This window comes from Nocardia mikamii NBRC 108933 (genome assembly GCF_001613505.1).
GTDB lineage: Bacteria > Actinomycetota > Actinomycetes > Mycobacteriales > Mycobacteriaceae > Nocardia > Nocardia mikamii.
In genome coordinates this window covers 225,501-250,264 of sequence record NZ_BDCM01000016.1, presented here as the reverse complement: position 1 = coordinate 250,264, position 24,764 = coordinate 225,501, and the positions used below count along the sequence as shown (strand labels likewise).

Here is a 24,764-nt window from a genome sequence, read left to right as displayed (position 1 = left end):
CGCCAGATCACACTCCCCCGACCGCAGCGACTGCGCGGCCAGATGCATCGCCACCAGCGATGACGAACACGCCGTATCGACTGTCACGGCAGGGCCTTCGAAGCCGAACACATACGACACCCGCCCGGACGCAATGGATCCCGAATTCGCACTACCGGGGTAGTCGTGAAACGACATTCCGGCGAACACCCCGGTGGAGCTTCCCCGGAGCGAGGCCATATCGACGCCCGCGCGCTCCAACGCCTCCCACGAGGTCTCCAGCAGCAACCGCTGCTGCGGATCCATCGCCCTGGCTTCATTGGGACTGATCCCGAAGAACTCGGCGTCGAAATCGGCTGCCGTATAGAGAAATCCGCCGGTGCGGGCGTATGTCTTCCCCGGCGTGCCCGGCTCCGGGTCGTAGAGGGATTCGATATCCCAGCCGCGATCGACCGGCAGGTCGCCGTTGGTATCGACGCCGTCCGCCACCAGTTGCCACAGATCCTCGGGTGAGGACACGCCACCGGGATAGCGGCAACTCATCGCCACGATCGCGATCGGATCGTCGTCGGCTCGAGGGCGATCGACGACGCTCTCTTCGACGCCGACGGCGCCGGTCAGCTCCGCGGCGATGAATCGAGCGACGACATGCGGCGTCGGATAGTCGAAGACGAGCGTGGCCGGGAGGTGCAGGCCGACTGCGGCACCGAGCTTCTTGCGCAATTCGACACCGCCGAGCGAATCGACACCCAGCTGCTGGAACGTGCGCCGGGGATCGACCTCATCCGCCGACGTATGCCCGAGAACCTCGGCGGTCACCGATCGAACGAGGTCGAGCGCCGCCGACTCGTCCGCCGGGGCACCGCCCGCGGTGCCGGCCGGCGCCCGGTCGCGAGCCGTCGCGGGAGCGATATCACGCAACAGTGCCGGAAGTTCGTCCCCGCGGCCGCGGAGGGCCGCCGTATCGACCCGGGCCGCCACCACCTGCGCGGATTCGGTGGTGATCGCCAGATCGAACAGCGCCAGCCCCTCGGCCGCGGTCAGCGGGGGCAGCCCCTGCCGTCGAATCCGCGCGATATCCCCGTCCGACAGCAGTGCGCCCAAGCCGGTCGCTTCCCACAGTCCGTAGTCGATGGCGGTCGCGGGCAAACCCGCAGCACGACGATGAACAGCCAACCCATCCAAAAACACATTCGCCGCCGCATAATTCGCCTGACCCGCCGCCAAAACCAAACCACCAGCCGACGACACCAACACGAACAACGACAACGACCGCTCACACGTCAACTCATGCAAAAACCACGCCGCATCAACCTTCGGCGCGAACACCGAATCGACACGCCCCGCCGTAATCGACTCCACCACACCGTTATCCGCAACACCCGCCGCATGCACCACACCCACCAACGGACACTCATCCGAAATCCCATCGATCAACCCGGACAACGCATCACGATCCGACACATCACAAGCGACAACACGCACCCGCGCACCCAACCCCACCAACTCATCACGCAACCGCCCAGCACCAGGCGCAGCCAAACCCCGACGCGACACCAAAAGAAGATGCGTCACACCGTGATTCACCACCAGACGCCGAGCGATCAACGCACCCAGACCACCCGTCCCACCAGTCACCAACACCGTGCCCGATCCGAGTGCCCGGACGACCGTCGCCCCATCGTGCCGACGTAACCGCGGCACCGACAGAGCTCCGCCCCGCAGCGCGACCTCAGGTTCTTCTCCGGCCGAAAAGGCTGATGTCGCCATCGATATCGCGCTCTGTGCCCAGGCATCGTCATCCACGTCGAGCAGCTGGAAGCGGCCCGGATGCTCGGCCTGCGCGGCCCGCACCACACCCCACACCGGCGCCTGCGCGAGATTCACCGGCTCGGACACATCGACGGAGACGGCACGGTCGGTCACCACGACCAGCCGCGAGCCGGTGAGGCGCGAATCGCGCAACCACAGGTGCACGGTCTCGAGCAGCTCGGCCACGACCCGCCGAGCCGCGAGCGGCGGCTCACCCTCGAACGTCGGGCACTTCCACAACACGATGTCCGGCACGGCGGACTCCACCGCGGAATCCAGATCGGCGATCAGCGCCGCCGCATCGGGAAAACTCCGCACCTCTGCCGCGTTCCCGCCCACCACCGCGACACGTTCCGGATCGACGATCCGCGACGACCGCGCGGCAGCGATCCATTCGACCCGCAGGAGCGATTCGGGGACCCGGTCGAGATTCCCGACCGGCACGTCTGCGCCCATACCGGCTGGGCCACGGGAGGATTCGAGCCAGAAGTGCCTGCGGTCGAAGGCATAGGTGGGCAGTTCCACCTGCCGCGGATTCCGGCCGGCGAAGACCGCATCCCAGCGCATCGGAACTCCCCGGACGAACAGCCGTGCCGCGGCGGCCAGGATGTCGGTGGGTTCGTCTCGGTCGGCACGCAGCAGGGGCACCGTGACCGCGTCCTCGGGGAGGCAGTCGGCCGCGGCCGCCGACAGCACCGCATCCGGCCCCACCTCGACAAAGGTGTCCACGCCCTGCGCCCAGGCGGCAGCCGCGGCGTCGGCGAACCGGACCGGCAGGCGCACCTGATCGACCCAGTACCGCGGCGTGCACCACAGCTCGGGATCGGCCACCGCGCCGGTCACCGTGGAGATCACCGGCATTCGCGGCGGGTCGAATCGCAGGGTCTCGACCACCTCGGCGAAACGCTCCAGCATCGGTTCCATGAGTGCGGAGTGGAACGCATGACCGACACGCAACCGTTTGACGCGCCGCCCACGCGCTCGCAAGAGATCGGCAAGTTCGTCAATTCGCTCCGCGCGGCCCGAGATCACCACTGCCGCAGGCCCGTTCACGGCGGCCACGTCCACGCCGTCCAGACCGTGCAGCAGTTCGGCGACCTCGGCGGCACCGGCCTGTACCGCGAGCATCGCTCCGCCGGGGGGCAGTTCCTGCATCAACCGGCCGCGCGCCGCCACCAGCGCGCAGGCGTCGGACAGGTTCAGCACACCGGCCGCGTGCGCCGCGGCGATCTCACCGATCGAATGTCCGAACACGACCTCCGGTGTGACACCCCATGTTTCGAGGAGCCGATACAGCGCCACCTCGACCGCGAACAGCGCCGGCTGGGTCAGCCAGGTCCGGTCCAGGTCCGCTCCGGAGTCGATCGCCTCGCGCAACGAACATCCGAGCAGGGGATCCAGATGGGCGCAGACCCGGTCGAACGCCTCCGCGAACGCCGGGAACCGCTGGTACAGCTGCCGTCCCATCGCGGTCCGCTGCGATCCCTGGCCGGCGAACATGACGGCCACCCGCGCCGGGGCCACGACGCCGGTGGCGATTCCGGCACCCGGCTCACCGGCGGCCACCGCGGCCAGGCGACGCAGCGTCGAGGCGTGGTCGTCTCCCAGGACCACGGCCCGATGGTCGAAGACCGCGCGGGTCGAGACGAGCGAATACGCCACATCGGCCACCGACAGGGCGGGATCGGCGATCAGGAACTCGCGCAGGCGCTCGGCCTGCGCCCGCAACGAGGTCTCCGACTTCGCCGACAACACCCACGGAAATGCCTCGGCGACATCGCTTTCCGGGCCCGCATCAGCGGCCTCGGCGGGTTCGTCGGCAGGCGCCTGTTCGAGGATCACATGCGCGTTGGTGCCGCTGATACCGAACGAGGACACCGCGGCCCGGCGGGGCCGATCCGGTTCGGCCGGCCAATCCCGGCGCTCGGTGAGCAGTTCGACGGTGCCGGCCGACCAGTCCACACGGGGTGTCGGCTCGTCGACGTGCAGGGTGGGCGGCATCGCGCCGTGCCGCATGGACATGATCATCTTGAGCACGCCGCCCACACCCGCCGCGGCCACCGAATGACCGATATTGGATTTCAGCGAGCCCAGCCACAGCGGACGGTCCGGCTCGCGGCCCTGCCCGTAGGTCGACAGCAGAGCCTGTGCCTCGATCGGGTCACCCAGTACGGTGCCGGTGCCGTGCGCCTCCACCACGTCGACGTCGCCGGGCGACAGTCGCGCGTCGGCCAGTGCCGCGCGGATCACCCGCTGCTGCGCGGGACCGTTCGGCACGGTCAGGCCGTTGGACGCACCGTCCTGATTGATCGCCGTGCCCCGGATCACCGCCCACACCCGGTGCCCGCGCTGTCGCGCGTCCGACAGTCGTTCCAGCACCAGCATTCCCGCGCCCTCGGACCAGCCGGTGCCGTCCGCGGCTGCCGCGAACGACTTGCACCGTCCGTCCGGCGCGAGGCCTCGCTGCCGGGAGAACTCGACGAACATTCCGGGTGAGCCCATGACCGTCACGCCGCCCGCCAGCGCCATCGCGCACTCCCCCGAGCGCAACGCCTGTACCGCCAGATGCACCGCGACCAGCGACGAGGAACAGGCGGTGTCCACCGAGACCGCCGGGCCCTCCAGCCCCAGGGCGTAGGCCACCCGTCCGGAGACGACGCTGCCGGTGGTACCGGTCAGCAGGTAGCCGCGCAGGTCCACCGGGCCGTCGTGCAGCAGATCGGCATACTCTCCGTTCGCCGCGCCGGCGAAGACGCCGGTGTCGCTGCCCCGCACCGTCGACGGGTCGATACCGGCGCGTTCCAACGCCTCCCACGCCGTCTCCAGCAGAATTCGCTGCTGCGGATCCATCGCCAGCGCCTCACGCGGCCCGATACCGAAGAAGCCGGCGTCGAATTCCGCGGCGTCGTAGAGGAATCCGCCCGATCGGGTGTACGACTTTCCACGCGCCTCGGGGTCCGGATCGTAGAGACCGTCCACATCCCAGCCGCGATCGACCGGGAAAGCGCCGATCGCGTCGACCCCGTCCGACACCAAGCGCCACAGATCCTCCGGAGAGGTCACCCCACCCGGAAAGCGGCAGCCCGCACCCACCACCGCGATGGGTTCGGATTTCCGATCCTCTATCTCTCGCAGGCGTTGACGGGTGTGGCGAAGTTCGACGGTCAGCCGCTTCAGGTAATCGAGGTGCTTGGTGTCGTCGGCCATCTGAATAATCCAGAATCTTTCTACGCTAACGGAATTCGAGCCTGGGACCGGTGGTCAGGCATCCAGTTCCCGGTCGAGAATCGCAAAGAGCTCCGCTTCGGAAGCGTTTTCCACATCGTCTTCCGGCAGGCCGCCGTCGGAATTCGTTCGAGCCGCCCAACTCGCGGCGACGGACTGCAACCGAACCACGATCCGCCGCTTCTGCTCGTCGTCCCAATTGCCCAGTGCCAGAGCGGATTCCAGGTCGTCGAACACCGCGTCGAGCGGCCGGGGCCGCACGTCCACGGGTGCGCCGGCCAGTTGTGTGTGCAGATGGGCGGCGAGCGCCTTCGGTGTCGGATAGTCGAAAACCACCGCGGCCGACAGAGACAGGCCGGTGACGGATTTGAGCCGGTTGCGCAACTCGACCGCGCCGAGCGAATCGAACCCCAGGTCCTGGAAGGTGCCCTCGGGGGCGATCGCGGCCGCACTGTCGCGCCCGAGCACCGCCGCGATGTGCTCGCGTACGGTCTCGAGCACCACCTGCCCTTGCCGCTCGGCGTCCAGACCCGTCAGTCGCTGCCGCAGTGGGGCAATCGCCGAGGCGGCCGCCTTCGTGGGGCGCAGGGACGGCGGGGCCAGCGTCCGCAGCGACGGCGGCAGCGTGCCGGCAGCGGCCCGGGCCCGGATCGCGGCGGTGTCCAGCGCCACGATCACCGGATGGGCCGTACCGCGCGCGAGCGCCGCATCCCACCCGGCCAGCGCGGCGTCGTCCGAGAGGGCGGTGAATCCGGCCCGGTTCATCCGCGCCGCATCGCTCGGGGCGAGTTGTCCGGCCATACCGCTCGCGCGCGCCCACGGGCCCCACACCACCGACTGCGCCGCCAGTCCACCTGCCCGGCGATGCGCCGTCAGACCGTCGAGGAAGGTGTTCGCGGCGGCATAGTTGCCCTGCCCCGGACCGCCCACGGTGCCGGACACCGACGAGAACACCACGAACGCGGCCAGGTCGAGGTCCGCGGTCGCCTCGTGCAGGTACCAGGCGCCATCCACCTTGGGCGCCAGCACGGCATCGATGCGCTGCGGGGTCAGCGAGGCGACAACTCCGTCGTCGAGCACGCCCGCGGCATGCACCACACCCGACAGCGGCCACCGTGGCGGCACGTGGGCCCGCAGCCCGGCCACGGCGCCGGCGTCGGCGACATCGCAGGCGACCACCTTCACCTGCGCGCCCGCCTGCTCCAACTCGGCGCACAACGCCGCCGCACCCGTGGCCCGCATGCCGCTGCGGCTCACCAGCAGCAGCGACCGCACCCCGTGCGCGCGCACCAGATGCCGGGCCACGACGGCGCCCACGCCGCCGGTGCCGCCGGTGATCAGCACCGTGCCCGCACCGAATGCCGCCGTGTCGCCGACCGGCTCGGACACCGGGGCGGAGCGGGTCAGCCGAGCGGTGTGCGGGACACCGCCGCGCACCACCACTTCGGGTTCGCCCACACCCAGCACCGCCGAGGCGAGGTGCTCGTCGCCGCCGGAGTCGATGTCGGCCAGCACGATTCGCCCCGGATCCTCCGCCTGCGCGGACCGCACCAACCCCCACACCGCCGCACCGGCGAGATCGGTCACGTCCTCGCCCGCCAGCGCCACCGCGCCGCGGGTGACGACCAGCAGGGTGCTCGACGCGAACCGGTCACCGGCCTGCCATTCCTGCACCACACCGAGGACGCGGGCGACCTCGGTATGCGTGGCGGCCACGATGTCGGCGCCGGCGGTGTGCCCGGCCTCGACGACCACCACCGCGGGAACCGGCGCTTCCGGCTCCAACCGATCCCACCACCCCACGCTCGCCTCGGCCGCCCCGGCTTCGGCCGTGGCCGGAGACCACACCAGCTCCAGCACCGGATCGGCGGCGGCCGCTGCCGCGAGCTGTGCCACCGGAGTCGCCCGCATCGTCACCGATCCCGACAGCACCGGCCGCCCGTCGCCGTCGGTGACTCCGATCGAGACCGACGACCCGCTCACGGTCAGGCGCACCCGCAGCAGCGAGGCCTCGGTGGTGGACAGCGACACCGACTCCCACGAGAACGGCAACACCACCTGTCCGGCACCGATCTCGAGCACATCGGCCAGCAGTCCCGCCTGCAGCGTCGCGTCGAGCAGTGCCGGGTGGATGCCGAATCCCTCGGCGCGCACGCCGGTCTCCGCGTCGACGGCGATTTCGGCGAACACCTCCGCACCGCGTCGCCACAGTGCCCGCACCCCTCGAAAGGCGGGCCCCAGTGTGTAATCGCGCGAGAGGAATTTGCCGTAGGCGATGTCGACGACGGTGGCCGCGGCGGGCGGCCAGATCTGCGGTGCGGGGGCAGCGGTATCCGTGGTGGACACCAGCCCCTGGGCGTGCAGCACCCACTCGCCGTCGTGGTCGCGGGCACCGCGCGAGTAGATCGAGACCGGGCGCCGCGACGATTCGGATTCGACTGCGCCGACGACTATCTGGATCGGCACACTGTCCGTCGCGGACAGTACCAGTGGCGCCCGGAGCGTCAGTTCGTCCACGACGGGGGATTCCGCTTCCGCGCCGGCGCGCAGGGCGAGTTCCACGAATCCGGTCCCCGGCAACAACATGACCCCGCCGATGACATGGTCGGCCAGCCACGGTTGCGCCCGGGGCGACAGGTGGCCGGACAACACGAGGCCGCCGTCCGCCGTCGGCAACACCGTCTCCAGCAGCGGATGATCGATCGCGCGGACACCTGCCGATTCGCCCCCACCGGCGGCGGGCGCAGCCGAGAGCCAGTAGCGACGTCGCTGGAAAGCGTAGGTGGGCAACGATACTCGCTTCGCCCCTCGGCCCGCGAAGAACACGCTCCAGTCGACCTCGGCACCGGCCGTGTACATCTGCGCCAGGCAGTGCGCGAACTGCTCGACCTCGTCGCGCCCGCGACGCGCGGCCGCGACGACGGTCGGCTCTCCTTCGAGATTCTCCGGCAGGCATTGCCCGGCCATCGCCGTCAGCACCGCGTCGGGCCCGATTTCGACGAACCGCCGGACGCCCGCGGCGACCAGGGAGTCGACTCCGGCGGCGAATCGGACGGGCTCGCGCACCTGGCGCACCCAGTAGCCGGGGTCGAGCACTTCCTCGCCCGCGATCCGCCCGGACACGTTCGACACGAGGGGAATACGCGGGCGCTGGTACTTCACTTCCCGTGCGACGGAATCGAATTCGGCCAGCATCGGATCCATGCGGTGGGAGTGGAAGGCATGCGAGACGGTCAGCTGGGCGGTCTTGCGGCCACGGTCCGCCAGGCGCGCCCGATACGCCGCGACCGCGTCGGCGTCTCCGGAAATCACCACTGCGACAGGCGAATTCACTGCCGCGACGGATACGCTCCGGTCACCGGCGATCATCTCGGTCACCTCGGGTTCCCCCGCCGCGACGGCGAGCATGGCGCCACCCGTCGGCAACTGTCCCATCAGGCGACCGCGGGCGGCGACCAGACGGCAGGCGTCCGGCAGCGTCCACACACCGGCGATATGCGCGGCGGCCAGCTCGCCGATCGAATGTCCGATCAGCACATCCGGTGTCACGCCGAACGAGTTCAGCAGCCGGTACAGCGCGACCTCGTAGGCGAACAGTGCGGGCTGGGTGAATTCGGTGCGATCGAGAGCGGTGGCGTCTGCGCCGGCGACCATCACCTGCCGCAGTGACACTCCCAGCAGTGAATCGAAGTGTGCGCAGATCTCGTCCAAGGCGGCGGCGAATGCCGGGAACGCCTCGTAGAGTTCACGTCCCATCCCCGCGCGCTGGGCGCCCTGACCGGTGCACAGCAGCGCCGTCCCGCGCGTCACCGCCCGCCCCGTCACGACGGCCGAGCTCGCCGCACCCGATTCCGCGAGGCCGGACAGCGCCGCGCGCAACGCGTCGCGACCGTCCGCGAGCACCGCGGCCCGCCATTCGAATCGGGTGCGGGTCGTGAGCAGGGAATAGCCGAGGTCGGCGACGGTGAGGTCGGGGTGTTCGTCGACCCATCGCCCGAGGGCGGCCGCCTGCCCCCGCAAGCCCTCCTCGGATTTCGCCGAGATCAGCACCGGAGTGGGGCCGGATGCGACCGGGTTCTCGTCCGGGGCCGGATCCGCCGGTTCGGCAGCGGGCTCCGGCGCGGGCGCCTCCTCGATAATCACGTGCGCGTTGGTTCCGCTGGCGCCGAAGGAGGACACACCGGCGCGCCGGACCCGTTCCCCGGCCGGCCACGGCTCGGCGGCGGTCAGCAGTCGCACCGCCGCGGTGGACCAGTCGACATGTGGCGTCGGCGCATCGACATGCAATGTCGCGGGCAGCATTTCGTGCCGCAACGCCTGCACCATCTTGATCACGCCGCCGACACCGGCCGCGGCCGAGGTGTGGCCGATATTCGATTTCAGCGAGCCGATCCGCAGCGGAGCACCGGCCCGGTCGCGTCCGTAGGCGGCGATCAGCGCCCGCGCCTCGATCGGATCGCCGAGGGTGGTGCCCGTGCCGTGCGCTTCGACCGCGTCGACATCTGCGGGTGACAGCCCGGCGTTCGCCAGCGCCCGCGCGATCACCTTTTCCTGCGCCGGACCGTTCGGTGCGGTCAGCTGGTTGCTGGCGCCGTCCTGGTTGACGGCGCTGCCGCGCACCACCGCGAGGACGCGGTGGCCGTGGCGTCGAGCATCCGACAGTCGCTCGACTGCCAGCATGCCCAGGCCCTCGGAGAATCCGGTCCCGTTCGCCGCCGCGGCGAAGGCCTTGCACCGGGCGTCCGGGGACAGCGCCCGCTGGCGGCCGAAGGCGATCAGCAGACCGGGATCCGACATCACGGTGACCCCGCCGACCAGCGCGAGCGAGACATCACCCTGCCGCAATGCCTGGCAGGCCAGATGCAACGCCACCAGAGAGGACGAACATGCGGTGTCCACCGAGAGCGCCGGACCCTTGAATCCGAGGGTGAACGCGATGCGGCCGGAGAGGACGCTGGCCGAAACCCCCAGGAACGCATGACCTTCCGTCTCGGCGGTCAGCCCCGGTGAACCGACGCGCGGCCCGTAGTCCTGGTGGATCACCCCGGCGAACACACCGGTGTCGCTGCCGCGCAGTGATGCCGGATCGAGCCCGGCGTCCTCCAGCGCCTCCCAGGCCGCTTCGAGGAACAGGCGCTGCTGCGGATCCATCGCCTCGGCCGCGCGCGGACCGATGCCGAAGAAGGCCGCGTCGAAATCGCCTGCGGTGTCGAGGAATCCGCCTTCCCGGGTGTAGACGGTGCCCGGTGCGTCGGGATCGGTGTCGAACAGCCGCTCGAGGTCCCAGCCCCGGTCGGCCGGGAAGGGACCGATGGCGTCGGCGCCGTCGGCGACCAGCTCCCACAGCCGATCCGGAGTGTCGGCTCCGCCCGGATAGCGGCAGCTCATGCCGACGATCGCGATCGGTTCGCCGGCCCGGTCCTCCAACTCCCGGATCTGCTTCTTGGCGGCGCGCAGATCACCGGTCAGCTTCCGCAGATACCGGCTGAGCCGTTCCTCGTTGCTCGTTTCGGGGTTGCTCATGCGGGGCCAAACTCCTCGTCGATCAAATCGAAAAGCTCACTGTCGGAAGTGAATTCGAGGTCGTCGTAGTCACCCTCCGACGACGTGCCCCCCAGGAAACGGCGCAGGCGGTCGCTGACGCCCCGCAGTCCGGCCACGGTCCGGTCGTTGCCGTCACCACCGGTGATGATGCGCTCGAGCAGTGCCTCGAGCCGCGCGATGTCGTCGGGCGTCCCCACCGATGTCGGCGACTGTGGCGTCGTCACGGTGGTTTGCGCCAGCAGATAGTCGGCGACTTCGGCCGCCGTCGGATAGTCGAACACCAGGGTCGAGGGCAGCGACAGCCCTGTCACCTTCGACAGCCGATTGCGGAACTCCACTCCGCCGAGCGAATCGAAGCCGAGTTCGCTGAAACCGCGGTCGGCGCCGATATCGTCGGCCGAGCCGTAACCCAGTACCGCCGCGACGTTCTCGCGCACGAGATCGAGAACGACCCCGCGCCGCTTCTCCTGCGCGACCCCGTGCAGACGCTCCCCGAGCGAGACGTCACCGCGCGCGGCGGTGGCCGTCCGGCCGGAGGTGCGGACGAATCCGCGCAGCACCGCCGGTATCGAGCCGGTGTGCGCCTCCATGCGCAGCGTGTCGGTGTCCAAGTGCACCAGCACCGGCGCCGGTTCGGCCGCGATGAGCGATTCGTCGAACAAGCGCAAACCCTCGGCGCGGTCCAGCGGAGCCAGCCCCAGACGTTCCAGCCGCGCCAGCGCGGTGCGGTCCAGCACCCCGGTCATGCCGATGTCCTGCTGCCACGGCCCCCATGCGAGCGACAGGGCGGCCAGCCCCTCGGCGCGGCGCCGGACCGCCAGGGCGTCCAGGAAGCTGTTCGCGGCCGCGTAATTCGCCTGTCCGGCCGAGCCGATCGCTCCGGCGATCGACGAGAACAGCACGAACGCGGACAGATCCATGCCCGTGGTGAGCTCGTGCAGATGCCACGCCGCCTCGGCCTTGGCCGCGAGCACCCGGTCGACGCCCTCGTCGGTGAGGGTGTGGAACGCGCTGTCGTCGAGAACGCCCGCGGTGTGGACGACGGCGGTGAGCGGATAGTCGCGCGTCTCGTCGGTCAGCAGATCACGCACTGCGGCACGGTCGCTCACATCGCAAGCGGCGATCCGCACTTGCGCGCCGAGCCGGGACAATTCCGCGGACAGTTCCGCCGCACCGTCCGCACGGTCACCACGGCGGGAGACCAGCAGCAGTCGGCGCACCCCGTGTGCGGTCACCAGGTGCCGCGCCAGCAGGGCACCCAGCCCGCCGGTCCCACCGGTGATCAGGACCGTGCCGTCGCCGAACGACACCGTCTCGGCCGGGTGCGCGGCCAGCGGCTCGAGCCGCGGGGCCAGGAAGCGATCGCCGCGAACCGCCAGTTGTGGTTCGCCGGTGGCGATCGCGGCCCGGACGGTACCGGCCGGAATCGCCGCCGCGTCTGTATCGAGCAGCACGATCCGTCCGGGATATTCGGTTTGAGCGCTCCGGACCAATCCCCATACGGCCGCCGACGCGGCGTCGGGGATCTCGCCGGGCAGCGTCGCCGCACGGCTGGTCACCACGACCAGCCGCGACCGCGCGACACGCTCGTCGGCCAGCCACTCGCGCACCACCCGCAACGCGGTCTTCACCCGATCGCGCGTGGCCTGTGGTGAATCCCCCTGCACCACAGCATGTTCGGACCACACCACCACCTCGGGAGCCGTCGCACGGGCAGCGAGGGCCGCCTGATCCGGATAACGCTCCTCGATGCCGGACACCCCCGCAGCGCCCAACAGAACCGTACTGCCGAGCGATGCCGTCGCCGGGACTTCGACTGCCGTCCAACGTATTCCGTATCGCGCGGCCCGCCCGCCCGAGAGCGTGGCCCGGAACTGCTGGACGTCGTAGGAGCGCATGACCACTTCGTCGATGCTCACCACCACATTGCCGTCCTGGTCGACGGCCACGACGCTGATCGCCTCGCTGCTGCGTCGAACCGCCATCACCCGCAGGGAGCCGACCGGCGCGGTGCGGTGAATCTGCGTTGCGCCCCAGCGGAAAAGGAGTTTGCCCTCGGCCGGATTGCCCTGGTGGTCCGGCCAGATCAGGCAGGCGAGCCCGGCATGCATGACCATGTCGAACAACGCCGGATGCAGCCGGAACCCCTCGGCCGGAACCTCCCCGTTCAACGCGACCTCGGAGAAGACGGTGTCGCCGCTGCGCCAGGCCGCCTCGACGCCGATGAACGACGGTCCGTATTCCAGTCCGGCGGCCCGCGCCACCTGCGCCGGAATCCAGTCGGTGTCCACCGGTTCGGCGTCGACGGGTGGCCACGGCTCGGTGCGCAGCATATCCACGAGTCCGATATCGGTGAGCTGCTCGGCGCTCAGCACGCCGCTGGCGTTCCGGGGCCATTCGCGATCGGGCCCGTCGGTCCGGCGGTAGTGGACTGTGAACGAACGGCGTCCCGTGGCGTCCGGTTCCCGCACCAGCACCTGAAGTTCGACCTCGCCCTCGGCGGGGGGCAGGATCGGCGCCTCGAGGGTCAACTCCTCCACCGCGGCACAACCGATGCGCTCGCCCGCGACCACCAGCATCTCCATCAGCGCGGCACTCGGTACGAGCACGACACCGTAGGTGGTGTGGTCGGCGAGCCACGGATGGGTTCGCTGGTCGAGCCGGCCGGTGAACAGCCATTCGTCGCGGTCGGCCACCCGCACCACATCGGTGAGCAGTGGATGCTCCGATGCGGCCGGACGGTCCGCACGAGGCGGCTCCAGCCAGTACCTGCGGTGGTCGAACGCATAGGTGGGCAACGCGATTCGTGACACCTGGCGGCCCACGAACAGCTGATTCCAGTCGACGGCCAGTCCGGCGGTGTGGGCGTGAGCGAGCATCGTCAGGAACTGCTCGACCTCGTCGTGGTCGCGGCGGGCCGCCGCGGCGACCATGGACCGCTGCTCGACCTCCTCGGTGAGCGTCTGCCGCGTCATCGCCGCCAGCACCGCATCGGGCCCGATCTCGAGGAACCGGCGCGCACCCGCGGCGACCAATGTGTCGACACCCGGCGCGAACCGGACCGCGGCCCGCACCTGCGACGTCCAATAGCCCGGGTCCGCGATCTCGTCACCGGCGACGGCACCGGAAACATTCGACACCAACGGGATTCGCGGTTCATGGAAGGTGATGCCGTTCGCGACGGCACGGAATTCGGCCAGCATCGGCTCCATCCGAGCGGAATGGAAGGCATGCGACACCCGCAGACGGCTGGTCCTGCGTCCCGCGCCGGAGAACTGCCGATCGAGCCGCGTGACGACGTCCTCGTCACCCGAAACGACCACGGCGCCGGGGGAATTCACCGCGGCCAGGGACACGCGGTCACCGAAAGCCTCGATCGCCGTGGCCACGTCGGTTTCGGGCGCGGCGATCGCCAGCATCGCCCCGCCCGGCGGCAGCGCGTCCATCAACCGGCCGCGAGCCGCCACCAGTGTGCAGGCATCGTCGAGCGACCACACCCCGGCGACATACGCGGCGGCCAGTTCCCCGATGGAATGCCCGATCAGCAGGTCGGGGACCACGCCGAACGACTCGACGAGCCGGTACAGCGCCACCTCGAACGCGAACAGGGCCGGCTGCGTCAGCCGGGTCCGATCCACTCCCCCGTCCGGTGCGGCTGCGTCCTGATCGTCCGCACGGCCGGTGAACATCACCTGCCGCAGCGAACATCCCAGCAGCGGATCGAATCGGGCGCAGACCTCGTCCAGCGCCGCATCGAACACCGGGAACGCCGCGGCCAGTCCGGCGCCCATACCGGCGCGCTGCGCGCCCTGACCGGTGAACAGGAATGCGGTCTTCCCGGAGCGCACCGAGCCGGAAACGACTGCGGGAGTGGCGTTTCCGGCCGCGAGTCGAGACAGCGCGGTGAGCAGTTCGTCGCGCTCACCGCCGAGCACCACCGCCCGGAACTCGTGCTGCGTACGGGTGGTGAGCAGCGAATAGGCCACGTCCGCCGGGGCGGCGCCGGCGTGCTCGTCCAGCCACTGCCGCAGTTTCGCCGCCTGCGCCGCGAGCGCGGTCTCGCTCTTGGCCGACACCAGCCAGGGCATCGGCAGGCGCGGGCCGTCGGCGGCCGGCGCCGAGGCCGGCGGTGGCGGGGCAGGTGCCTCCTCGACGATCAGATGGGCGTTCGTACCGCTGACACCGAACGAGGAGACACCCGCCCGCCGAACGGTCTTCCCGGCCCGCCAGGGTTCGGCGCGGGACAGCAGACGCACCTGTCCCGCGGACCAATCCACGTGCGGTGAAGGAGTTTCCGCGTGCAGGGTCGGTGGCAGGGTTTCGTGACGCAACGCCTGCACCATCTTGATCACGCCACCGACACCGGCGGCCGCGACGGTGTGACCGATATTCGACTTGATCGAACCGACGCGCAGCGGCTCGCGCTCCCCACGGTCGCGACCGTAGGCGGCGATCAACGCGTTGGCCTCGATCGGATCGCCCAGTGGGGTGCCGGTCCCGTGCGCCTCCACCGCGTCGACATCGGCGGGTGTGAGTCCGGCGGCCGCGAGGGCTTGGCCGATCACTCGCTCCTGCGAGGGGCCGTTCGGCGCGGTCAGGCCGTTGCTCGCACCGTCCTGGTTCACCGCGCTGCCCCGGATCACCGCCAGGATCTCGTGCCCCTGCCGCTGCGCATCCGACAACCGCTCGAGCACCAGGACGCCGACACCCTCGGAGAACGCGACACCGTCGGCCGCGGCGGAGAACGCCTTGCACCGGCCGTCCGGTGACAGGCCGCGCTGCCGCGCGAAATCGACGGAAAGATAAGGAGTGGCCGCGACGGTCACACCACCGGCCAGCGCCAGCGACGTTTCGCCCTGACGCAGCGCCTGACACGCCAGATGCAACGCCACCAGCGACGACGAGCAGGCGGTGTCGATCGTGACCGCCGGCCCCTCCAACCCGAAGACGTAGGCGACGCGCCCGGAGACCACGCTGTGGGTGGTGCCGGTCAGGCGGAACCCTTCCAGGTCGCCGGTCACGTGATCGACATAGCCCGAGGCGCAGGCGCCCGCGAAGACACCGGTATCGCTGCCGCGCAACGTCATCGGGTCGATGCCGGAGCGTTCCAGCGCTTCCCAGGACGTTTCCAGCAGCAGTCGCTGCTGCGGGTCCATCGCCAGCGCCTCACGCGGGCTGATGCCGAAGAATCCGGCGTCGAAATCGCCTGCGGCGCCGAGGAATCCACCACCGCGGCTGTACACCGTGCCGGGCTTGCCGGGGTCGGGGTCGATCAGCCGCGCCAGATCCCACCCGCGATCGTGCGGGAATTCGGTGGTGGCATCGGTCCCCGAGGACACGAGATCCCACAACTGCTCAGGGCTGTCGGCGCCGCCCGGGAATCGACAGCTCATGCCGACGATCGCGATGGGTTCGTCCGCGCGGGCCCGCCGGGGCGCGCGGGCCGGGCGGGCGGAGTCGGTGCCCTCGATCTTGGCGCGCAGCAGAGCGGCGACCGCGTCGGCGGTCGGGTGATCGAAGACCAGGGTCGACGGCAGCTGCACGCCGGTGGCCTTCGACAGTCGGTTGCGGAATTCCACGCCGCCGAGCGAGTCGAATCCCAGGGCGTCGAAACGCGCCCCCGGGTCGACGTCCGCGGCAGAAGCGTGGCCGAGCACGGCGGCCGCGTGTTCCCGGACCAACTCGAGCACCACTTCCGCGCGGGCGCTGTCCGGAACCTCGCTCAGGCGAGCGCCCAACGCGCCGGATGCGGCTGTGGGCCGGTCCGTGGTCCGGTCCGCGGTCCGGGGCAGGAAGTCGCGCAGCGCCGCGGGCACCACACCGTGGCGGGCTTCGCGCCGCAGCTGCGCCGAATCGAACCGCATCGCCACCGCGTGCGCGTCGCCGCGACCGACGGCGGCGTCGAACAGTCGCAGACCTTCGGCGTCGCCGAGCGGGCGCAGACCGAGCCGCTCCCAGCGCGCGACGGCGCTGCGGTCCAGATCGCCGGCCATTCCGCCGGCGGAGTTCCACGGTCCCCACCCCAGCGACACCGCGGGCAGCCCCGCGGCCCGCCGGGCGTGGGCCAGCGCGTCGAGACAGGCGTTGGCGGCCGCATAGTTCGCCTGGCCGGCCGATCCGATCGTCGCCGCGACGGAGGAGAACAGCACGAATGCCGACAGGTCACCGGTGAGTTCGTGCAGGTGGTGGGCGGCGGCGGCCTTCGCGTCGAAAACCCGCCGCAGTTGCTCGGCGTCGAGTCCGGCGAGGGTGGCGTCGTCGAGCACGCCGGCCGCGTGGATGACCGCGGTCAGTGGATGCTCGGGCGCAATCGAGCCGAGCAGCGCGCGCACGGCCGCCCGATCTCCGACGTCACAGGCCGCCACCTCGACGATGGCGCCGGCCTCCGCGAGTTCCGCGGCCAATTCCGGTGCACCGGGGGCCTTCTCGCCTCGCCTCGAGACCAGCAGCAGCCGACGGACGCCGTGCGCGGAGACCAGGTGACGGGCGACAAGGGCACCGAGACCTCCGGTACCACCGGTGATCAGAACGGTGCCCGCGCCGAACGCGGGCTCTCGCCGGTGCTCGTCGCGCACTCGCGCCAGCCTGGGCACGAGTACTGCTCCGCGTCGCGTCGCGGCCTGCGGCTCGTCCACCGCGAGCACCGCGTCGAGGACCGTCCGAGCGTCCCGGAGCGCGGCCGAGGAGTCGTCGGCGTCGACGAGGACGAACCGGTCCGGATATTCGGATTGGGCGCTGCGGATCAGCCCCCGCACGGCCGCCGCGGCGGGATCCGGTGTCTCGCCGGGCAGCGCGGCGCCGTTGCCCGTCATCACGATCAACCGGGTCTCGGCCAGGCGTTCTTCGGCCAGCCAGGACTGCACCGTCGCCAGCACCGACTCCAGGCGCGCGCGGACGGCCGCCGGGTCGCCGGATGCGGATCCGACGTCCGGTCGCCAGACGACGGTTTCCGGAATCGGCTGTGCCCCAGCGACTTCCGCAGGCCGCGCATAACACCCGCCGATTCCGGCGATCGGCTCGGAACCGAGTACGGCCATCCGGTTCGGGGAGACGGTCGGCGGCGCCGCGATGGGCGTCCACCGAAGCTCGTAGAGACCGGCGTCGTCCGCGCTCATGGTGCCGCGCAACTGTTGCACGTCGTAGGGCCGCATGACGACCGCGTCGACGGAGACGACCGGCCGGCCCGAATCGTCCACCGTCGCCACCGAGATCGTCTCCGGCCCGGAGGCAACGGCGATGACGCGCAACCGCGTCGCCTTGACCAGCGGCTGATGCAGCCGTGCCCCACCCCAGCGGAACAGCAGCCGGCCGGTATCCGGGTCGCCGTCCTGATCGCGCCAGACGAGTCCGGCCAGACCGGCGTGCATCACCAGATCGAGCAGCGCCGGATGCAGGTCGAACCGTTCCGGATCGGATGCGGCCACGGTGTTCAGGGCGATCTCGGAGAAGACCGTCCCGTCCCGCTGCCACGCGGTCTCGACCCCGAGGAACGCCGGACCGTACTCGAGGCCGGATCCGGTGGCGATCTGCTCGGGAATCCATGCGGTATCGAGTATTTCGGCGTCGGCGGGCGGCCACGGCTCGTCGCGCAGGCGCTCCAGCAGCGCGTCGCCGCCGTCCCACGCGGGGGCCAGCACGCCGCTGGCATTGCGCACCCACTCCCCCGCTCGCCGGAAGTAGAAGACGAACGACCGTCGCCCGCTCGGATCCGGCTCCCGCACCGAGACCTGGAGTTCGACCTCGTCGCCACCCGACGGCAGGATCGGCGCCTCCAGGGTGAGCTCGTCGAGGACACCGCATCCGATGCGCCCGCCCGCGACCAGCAGGAATTCCACGAGGGTCGCGCTCGGCAACACGACGGTGCCGTAGGTCATGTGGTCGGCGACCCAGGGATCGGATGCCAGTGAGAACCGGCCGGTGAAGACGAACTCGTCCGTACCGGCCACCGGCATCACGCCGGTGAGCAGCGGATGGGCCGAGGGGTCGCCGGCGTTCTCGCGCGGCGGCAGCCAGAAGCGCTGGTGACGGAAAGCGTAGGTGGGCAACGGAACTCGACGTCGCGGTCGGCGCCCGAACAGGGGCGTCCAATCCACCCGCGCGCCCGCGACGTGCGCGTGCGCCAGCATGGTCAGCAACTGCCGGGTTTCGTCGTGATCGCGGCGGGCGGCGGCGGCCACCGTGGAGTCCGCGGTCTCCGGCAGGCTCCGGCGGGTGAGCGCCGCCAGCACCGCATCCGGCCCCAGTTCCAGGAATCGGCGCACGCCCGAGGCGGCCAGCGTCTCGATCCCCGGCGCGAAGCGCACCGCGGCCCGCACCTGCCGCACCCAGTACGCGGGTTCCAGTATGTCGTCCCCGGCGAGCTGACCGGATACGTTCGACACCATCGGCAGCCGGGGCCCATGGTAGGTCAATTCCTCTGCTACCGATTCGAATTCGGCCAGCATCGGGTCCATCCGATGCGAGTGGAAGGCATGGCCGACCCGCAACCGCGTCGTCTTCGCGCCCCGCTCGGCGAATCGAGCCTCGATCCGCCCGATCACCTCCTCGTCACCCGAGACCACCAGTGCCCCGGGCGCGTTCACGGCGGCCACCGACACCCGGCCCGGATGCTCGGCAACGGCGTCGTTCACCTCCGCCTCGGTCGCCGCGACCGCCAGCATCGCGCCACCGCCGGGCAGCGCGCCCATGAGCCGGCCTCGTGCCGCCACCAACCGGCAGGCGTCCGCGAGCGACCACAGCCCCGCCAGATGCGCCGCCGCGAGTTCGCCGACGGAATGGCCGATCAGCACATCCGCGGTGACACCGAACGATTCGAGCAGGCGATACATCGCTACCTCGAAGGCGAACAGGGCAGGCTGAGTGAACTCGGTCCGATCCAGCATGGCGGCGTCGCCGAACATGACCTCACGCAGCGGATGGCTCAGCACCGGGTCGAACCGCGCGCACACCGAATCCAACGCGTCGGCGAAAACCGGGAACGCCTCGTACAGGCCCGCGCCCATGCCGATCCGCTGCGCGCCCTGACCGGTGAACAAGAACGCCGTCCGCCCCGAACCGGCGACGCCCTCGACGATATCGATCCCCGGACGGCCAGCGGCGAGATCGGCCAGCCGCGCGAGCACCTCGTCGCGATCGCGGCCGAAAACCACACTGCGCGAATCCAACTGCGCACGCTCGGTGGCCAGCGCGTGGGCGACCTCGGCGATATCCGCCTGCGGCCGCTCCGACAACCAGGTGTGCAGCGTGGCCGCCTGCGCCCGCAGACCCGGCTCACCCTTGCCCGAGACCAGCAACGGGATACTCGCGACTTCGGTATCCGGCTGTGCCGCAGCGCTTTCGACGCTCTGCGCCGCCGGTGCTTCCTCGAGGATCACGTGGGCGTTGGTGCCGCTGATCCCGAACGACGACACCCCGGCCCGGCGCACCCGATCGCCGGTGGGCCACGGTTCGGCATCGGTCAGCAGCCGCACCGCACCCGCCGCCCAGTCCACATGCGGGGACGCCGTGTCGGCGTGCAATGTGCGCGGCAACCGCTCGTGGCGCAGCGCCTGCACCATCTTGATCACACCCGCCACCCCGGCGGCGGCCACGGTATGACCGATATTCGATTTCAGGGATCCGATCCGCAACGGTTCCCCACGGTCGTGTCCGTAGGCGGCGATCAACGCCTGCGCCTCGATCGGATCACCCAGTGTGGTGCCGGTGCCGTGCGCCTCGACGGCGTCGACGTCGCCGGCCGACAGTCCCGCATTGGCCAGGGCCTGGGCGATCACCCGTTCCTGCGACGGACCGTTCGGGGCGGTCAGCCCGTTGCTCGCACCGTCCTGGTTCACCGCACTGCCGCGGACGACGGCCACGATGTCGTGGCCGAGCCGCTGTGCGTCCGACAGTCGTTCCAGCACCAGCACGCCGGACCCCTCCGACCAGGCCACACCGTCGGCGGCTGCGGAGAACGCCTTGCACCGGCCGTCCGGTGCCAGACCGCGCTGCCGCGCGAAATCCACGTAGAGATAGGGACTGGCCGCGACGGTGACCCCACCGGCGAGCACCAGCGAACTGTCGCCCTGACGCAGCGCCTGACAGGCCAGGTGCAACGCCACCAGCGACGACGAGCACGCCGTATCGACCGTCACCGCCGGACCTTCCAGGCCGAACACGTAGGCGACACGGCCGGAGATGACACTGTGGGACGTACCGGTCAGCCGGAAACCCTCCAGGTCACCGGTCACCCGTCCGGCATAGCCCGACGAGCAGGCGCCGACGAAGACACCGGTATCGCTGCCACGAAGCGAGGTGGGGTCGATACCCGCGTTCTCCAGGGCTTCCCACGATGTTTCGAGCAGCAAGCGCTGCTGCGGATCCATCGCCAGCGCTTCGCGCGGGCTGATCCCGAAGAAGCCGGGGTCGAAATCGGCTGCGCCGCTGAGGAATCCACCGTGGCGGGTGTAGACCGTGCCGGGTTTTCCCGGATCCGGATCGAAGAGCCGGTCCAGGTCCCATCCGCGATCGGAGGGGAATTCGCCGATCGCATCCCGGCCCGCGGCCACCAGATCCCACAGATCTTGCGCGGATCGCACCCCTCCGGGGAAACGGGCGCTCATGCCGACGATCGCGATCGGTTCGTCCGCGGCGCCGCGCCGCGCCGCCCGCCGGTGCCCGCGCTCGGCGCCGGTGATCCGTTCCCGCAGCAGTGTGGCGACGGCGGTCGCGGTCGGATGGTCGAAGACGAGCGACGCCGGCAGGGGGATTCCGGTGGCCCGCGTCAGCCGCTTCTGCAGTTGCACGCCGCTGACCGAGTCGAAGCCGAACTCGGTGAACGGCAACGTGGGGTGGATCGCCTCGGCCGACTCGTGACCGAGCACGGCCGCGGCCTGCTCGCGAACGATGTCGAGAACGAGGGCGTCGTGCTGATATTCGGGGGCGTCCCGCAGTCGCCGGGCCAGCGATGTGTCATCCCGGGCCGCCGTCTGTTCGTCGCTGTGGGCCTCGACCTCCGGAATCCGCGCGGCGTTCGCGGCGCGGGCAACCGGCGTACCGGACGCGACCGTGCGACGCTGAAACGCGTACGGCGGCAGGTCGACTCGCGTTCCCCCCGGCACCAGCGCCCGCGGCGCCACGGGCATACCGGCGCAGAATGCCTGGGCCAGCGAGGCCAGGAACCGCTCCGGCCCGCCCTCGCCGCGGCGCAACGACCCGACGACCGCTACCTCGGCGCCCGCCCCGGCCGCTTCGGCGGTCACCCCCACCCCCATGGTCAGCACCGGATGCGGACTCGCCTCCACGAAACCGTCGACACCGTCGGCGATCAGCGCGGTGACGGCATCGGCGAATCGAACCGGCTCCCGCAAGGACCGATACCAGTAGTCGGCATCCAGTTCCGCGGTATCCACCCGCTCGGCGGTCACCGTGGAAACCATCGGCACCGCCCCGGAGCGCGGGCGGATGGGCGCGAGTTCCGTGAGCAGCCGCGCGCGCAGCCGCTCGACCGCCTTCGAATGCGATGCGTAGTCCACCGGAATCCGGCGGGCCCACACTCCGTCACCGGCACAGGCGGCGACGAACTCCGCCACCGCCTCGACGTCACCGGCGATCACACTCTGAGCGGGCCCGTTCACAGCGGCCATCGACAGCCGATCGCCGTACGCGGACAGGCGTGTGCGCAGCGCGTCCGCACCGAGCCCGATCGAGGCCATCCCGCCCTGTCCGGCCAGTTCCTCGGCCACCGCCCGCGACCGCAGCGCCACCACCCGCGCAGCGTCGGACAGCGACAGCCCGCCGGCGATGTGGGCAGCCGCGATCTCACCCTGCGAATGGCCGATCACCACATCCGGTTCCACACCGGCCGCACGCCACATCCGCGCCAGCGAGACCATCACCGCGAACAGCACGGGTTGCACCACGTCCACCCGGTCCAGCGGCGGCGCGTCGTGCGCACCACGCAGCACGGCTGTCAGCGACCAGTCCACATAGGGCGCCAACGCCGCGTCACATTCGGCGATCGACTCCGCGAACGCGCCGCCCGCGTCCAGCAGGCCCAGCGCCATACCCTCCCATTGGCTTCCCTGTCCTGGGAAGACGAAGGCGATCCGCCGTGGCGCGGCCCGCCCGACGGCGGGTTCGAACGCCACCGCGGGCGCGGCCGGGTCGGCCAGGGCCGCCAAGCCCGCCAGCAGATCGTCGCGGTCCCGGCCGACGACCCCGCCGCGCCATTCCATTCGGGCCCGCGTGGTCAGCAGGGAGAAACCGACGTCGGCCGCGGTCGGCTCCGGATGACGTAGCAACCATTCCCGCAACCGGGCCGCCTGCGCCCGGACGCCGCCCTCGCTACGGGCCGAGACCACCCACGCCACGGCGCCGGTGTCGTCGTCCGCCGTGGCCGGGCCGACGACGGGCGCCTCCTCCACGATCACGTGGGCATTCGAGCCGCCCATGCCGAACGACGACACCCCGGCCCGGCGCACCGCGGCCGCGGGCCAGCTCTCGGTATCGGTGACGACGCGTAAACCCAAGTCTCCGAGAGGGATTCGCGGATTCGGCGTCTCGAAGTTCAGGCTCGCGACCAGTTCCCGGCGGGAGAGGCAGAGCACGGTCTTGACCAGGCCCGCGATACCCGAAGCGCCCTCCAGGTGACCGATATTGGTCTTGACCGAGCCGACGGCCAGCGGGGTGTCGCGATCCGGGCCGTAGGTGTCACCGAGCGCGGCCGCCTCCACCGGGTCACCGGCCGGTGTCCCCGTGCCGTGCAGTTCGACGTACTGCACCGACGGCGCGTCGACGCCGGCCGCGGTCAGCGCGGTGCGGATCGCCGCGGCTTGCGCGTCGGCGCTGGGCGCGCTCAGCACGCGACGCTCGTTACCGGTGGCGACCGCACTGCCGCGGATCACGGCATGGATCCGGTCGCCGTCGGCGATCGCGCGGTCCAGCGGTTTCAGCACCACCATGGCGCCGCCCTCACCCCGGACGAACCCGTCGGCCCGCGCGTCGAAGGTGTAGCAGGCGCCGAGTGCCGACTGTGCGCCGAACTGCTCGATCCGCTCACTGCTGGTCGGCGACAGAATCAGATTCAGCCCGCCGGCCAGCGCCAGCTCACTTTCCCCGCTGCGCAGGCTCTCGCAGGCCAGATGCACCGCGACCAGCGACGACGCCTGGGCGCTGTCGACCAGGACACTCGGGCCGCCGAAGCCGAAGTAGTTCGAGACGCGGTTGGCGATGATGCCGCGCCCCACTCCCCACAGCGAGTGGCGGCCGACGCCCGGGCCACCCTGCGAGGCGAGAAGTTCGGCGAAATCGCTTCCGGTACACCCCAAGAACACGCCGTACCGCCGGCCGTCGCTCGCCGTGGCGGTGAAGCCCGCGTCCTCGAGCGCCTCCCAGCCCAGTTCCAGCGCCAGCAGTTGCTGCGGATCGATCGCCCGCGCCTCGGTGGGCGAGATCCCGAAGAAGTCCGCGTCGAAATCTCCTGCGGTACTCAGGAAACCAGCGCGCTCGGTGATGTTCTCCCGTCCCGCCGGCGCCGCGCCGATCGCGGCACGCCCGTCTCTGAGCAGCTGCCAATAACCATCGAGATCGGCCGCCCCCGGCATTCTGCAGGACATACCGACGATAGCGACGGCATTTGCCGATCCGGTCACCTCTGAAATTCCTTCCTCGATGAACGCGCGAACTCGCGAACGCCCTCACCATTGCCCGGTAGGGTACGAATTCTGCTTCTATACAACGTTTTTCGACGCGTTCACGGCCCAGCGAAGAGTCCCGAACGATATATGAGCGTCATCCACACGCGGCCGGATTCGCTTCGGAGCAGACGAGGCCGACTGCTCCGATATGCCGGCTTCCGTACGGCAACCGATCGGCGGGCAACCGAAATCGGAAGCGCCGGAGGGTATGCCGGAGTGTCGAGGCGCGCGGAGAAGAGGTAGTGCCCGAGCGGGATGCGTACGCCGCATCTACGCGACGGCGCCGTGATCTATCACAAGGATCCCTTTCGGGGTTCGTACAACAGCACAGGACTCATAGTTACTGAACAGTATTTGGCCGTTCCGAGCCTTGCCAGCAGTGGGAATAGTGTGACGTGCACCGCTCCCCAGAGATTCGCACCGAGGCCGAAAACCGCGCACTGCCTGCAGGTTCGCCGTTCCGGAGCCACAACGCACGGGTACCTCGCGCACCGCCGGCCGCTCCGGAACCTCCAGGCACGACGCTCG

The 24,764-nt window shown here is 70.5% G+C and carries 3 protein-coding genes; all 3 read right to left on the bottom strand.

Features of this window, described 5'->3' with window-relative positions; all coding sequences use genetic code 11:
• Positions 1 to 4,998, bottom strand: a 4,998-nt coding sequence (locus NMI01S_RS26875; RefSeq protein ID WP_157126381.1) for a type I polyketide synthase, incomplete at its 3' end; no start/stop codon positions are given.
• A gap of 54 nt (positions 4,999 to 5,052) precedes the next feature.
• Complete coding sequence (locus tag NMI01S_RS26870) at positions 5,053 to 10,473, bottom strand: type I polyketide synthase (protein ID WP_439956304.1); 5,421 nt, start codon at positions 10,471 to 10,473, stop codon at positions 5,053 to 5,055.
• Between the two features lie 62 nt (positions 10,474 to 10,535).
• A complete protein-coding gene (locus NMI01S_RS26865; protein WP_281186774.1) occupies positions 10,536 to 24,191 on the bottom strand; it encodes a type I polyketide synthase in 13,656 nt (4,551 codons plus the stop codon).
• Positions 24,192 to 24,764: the final 573 nt, after the last annotated feature.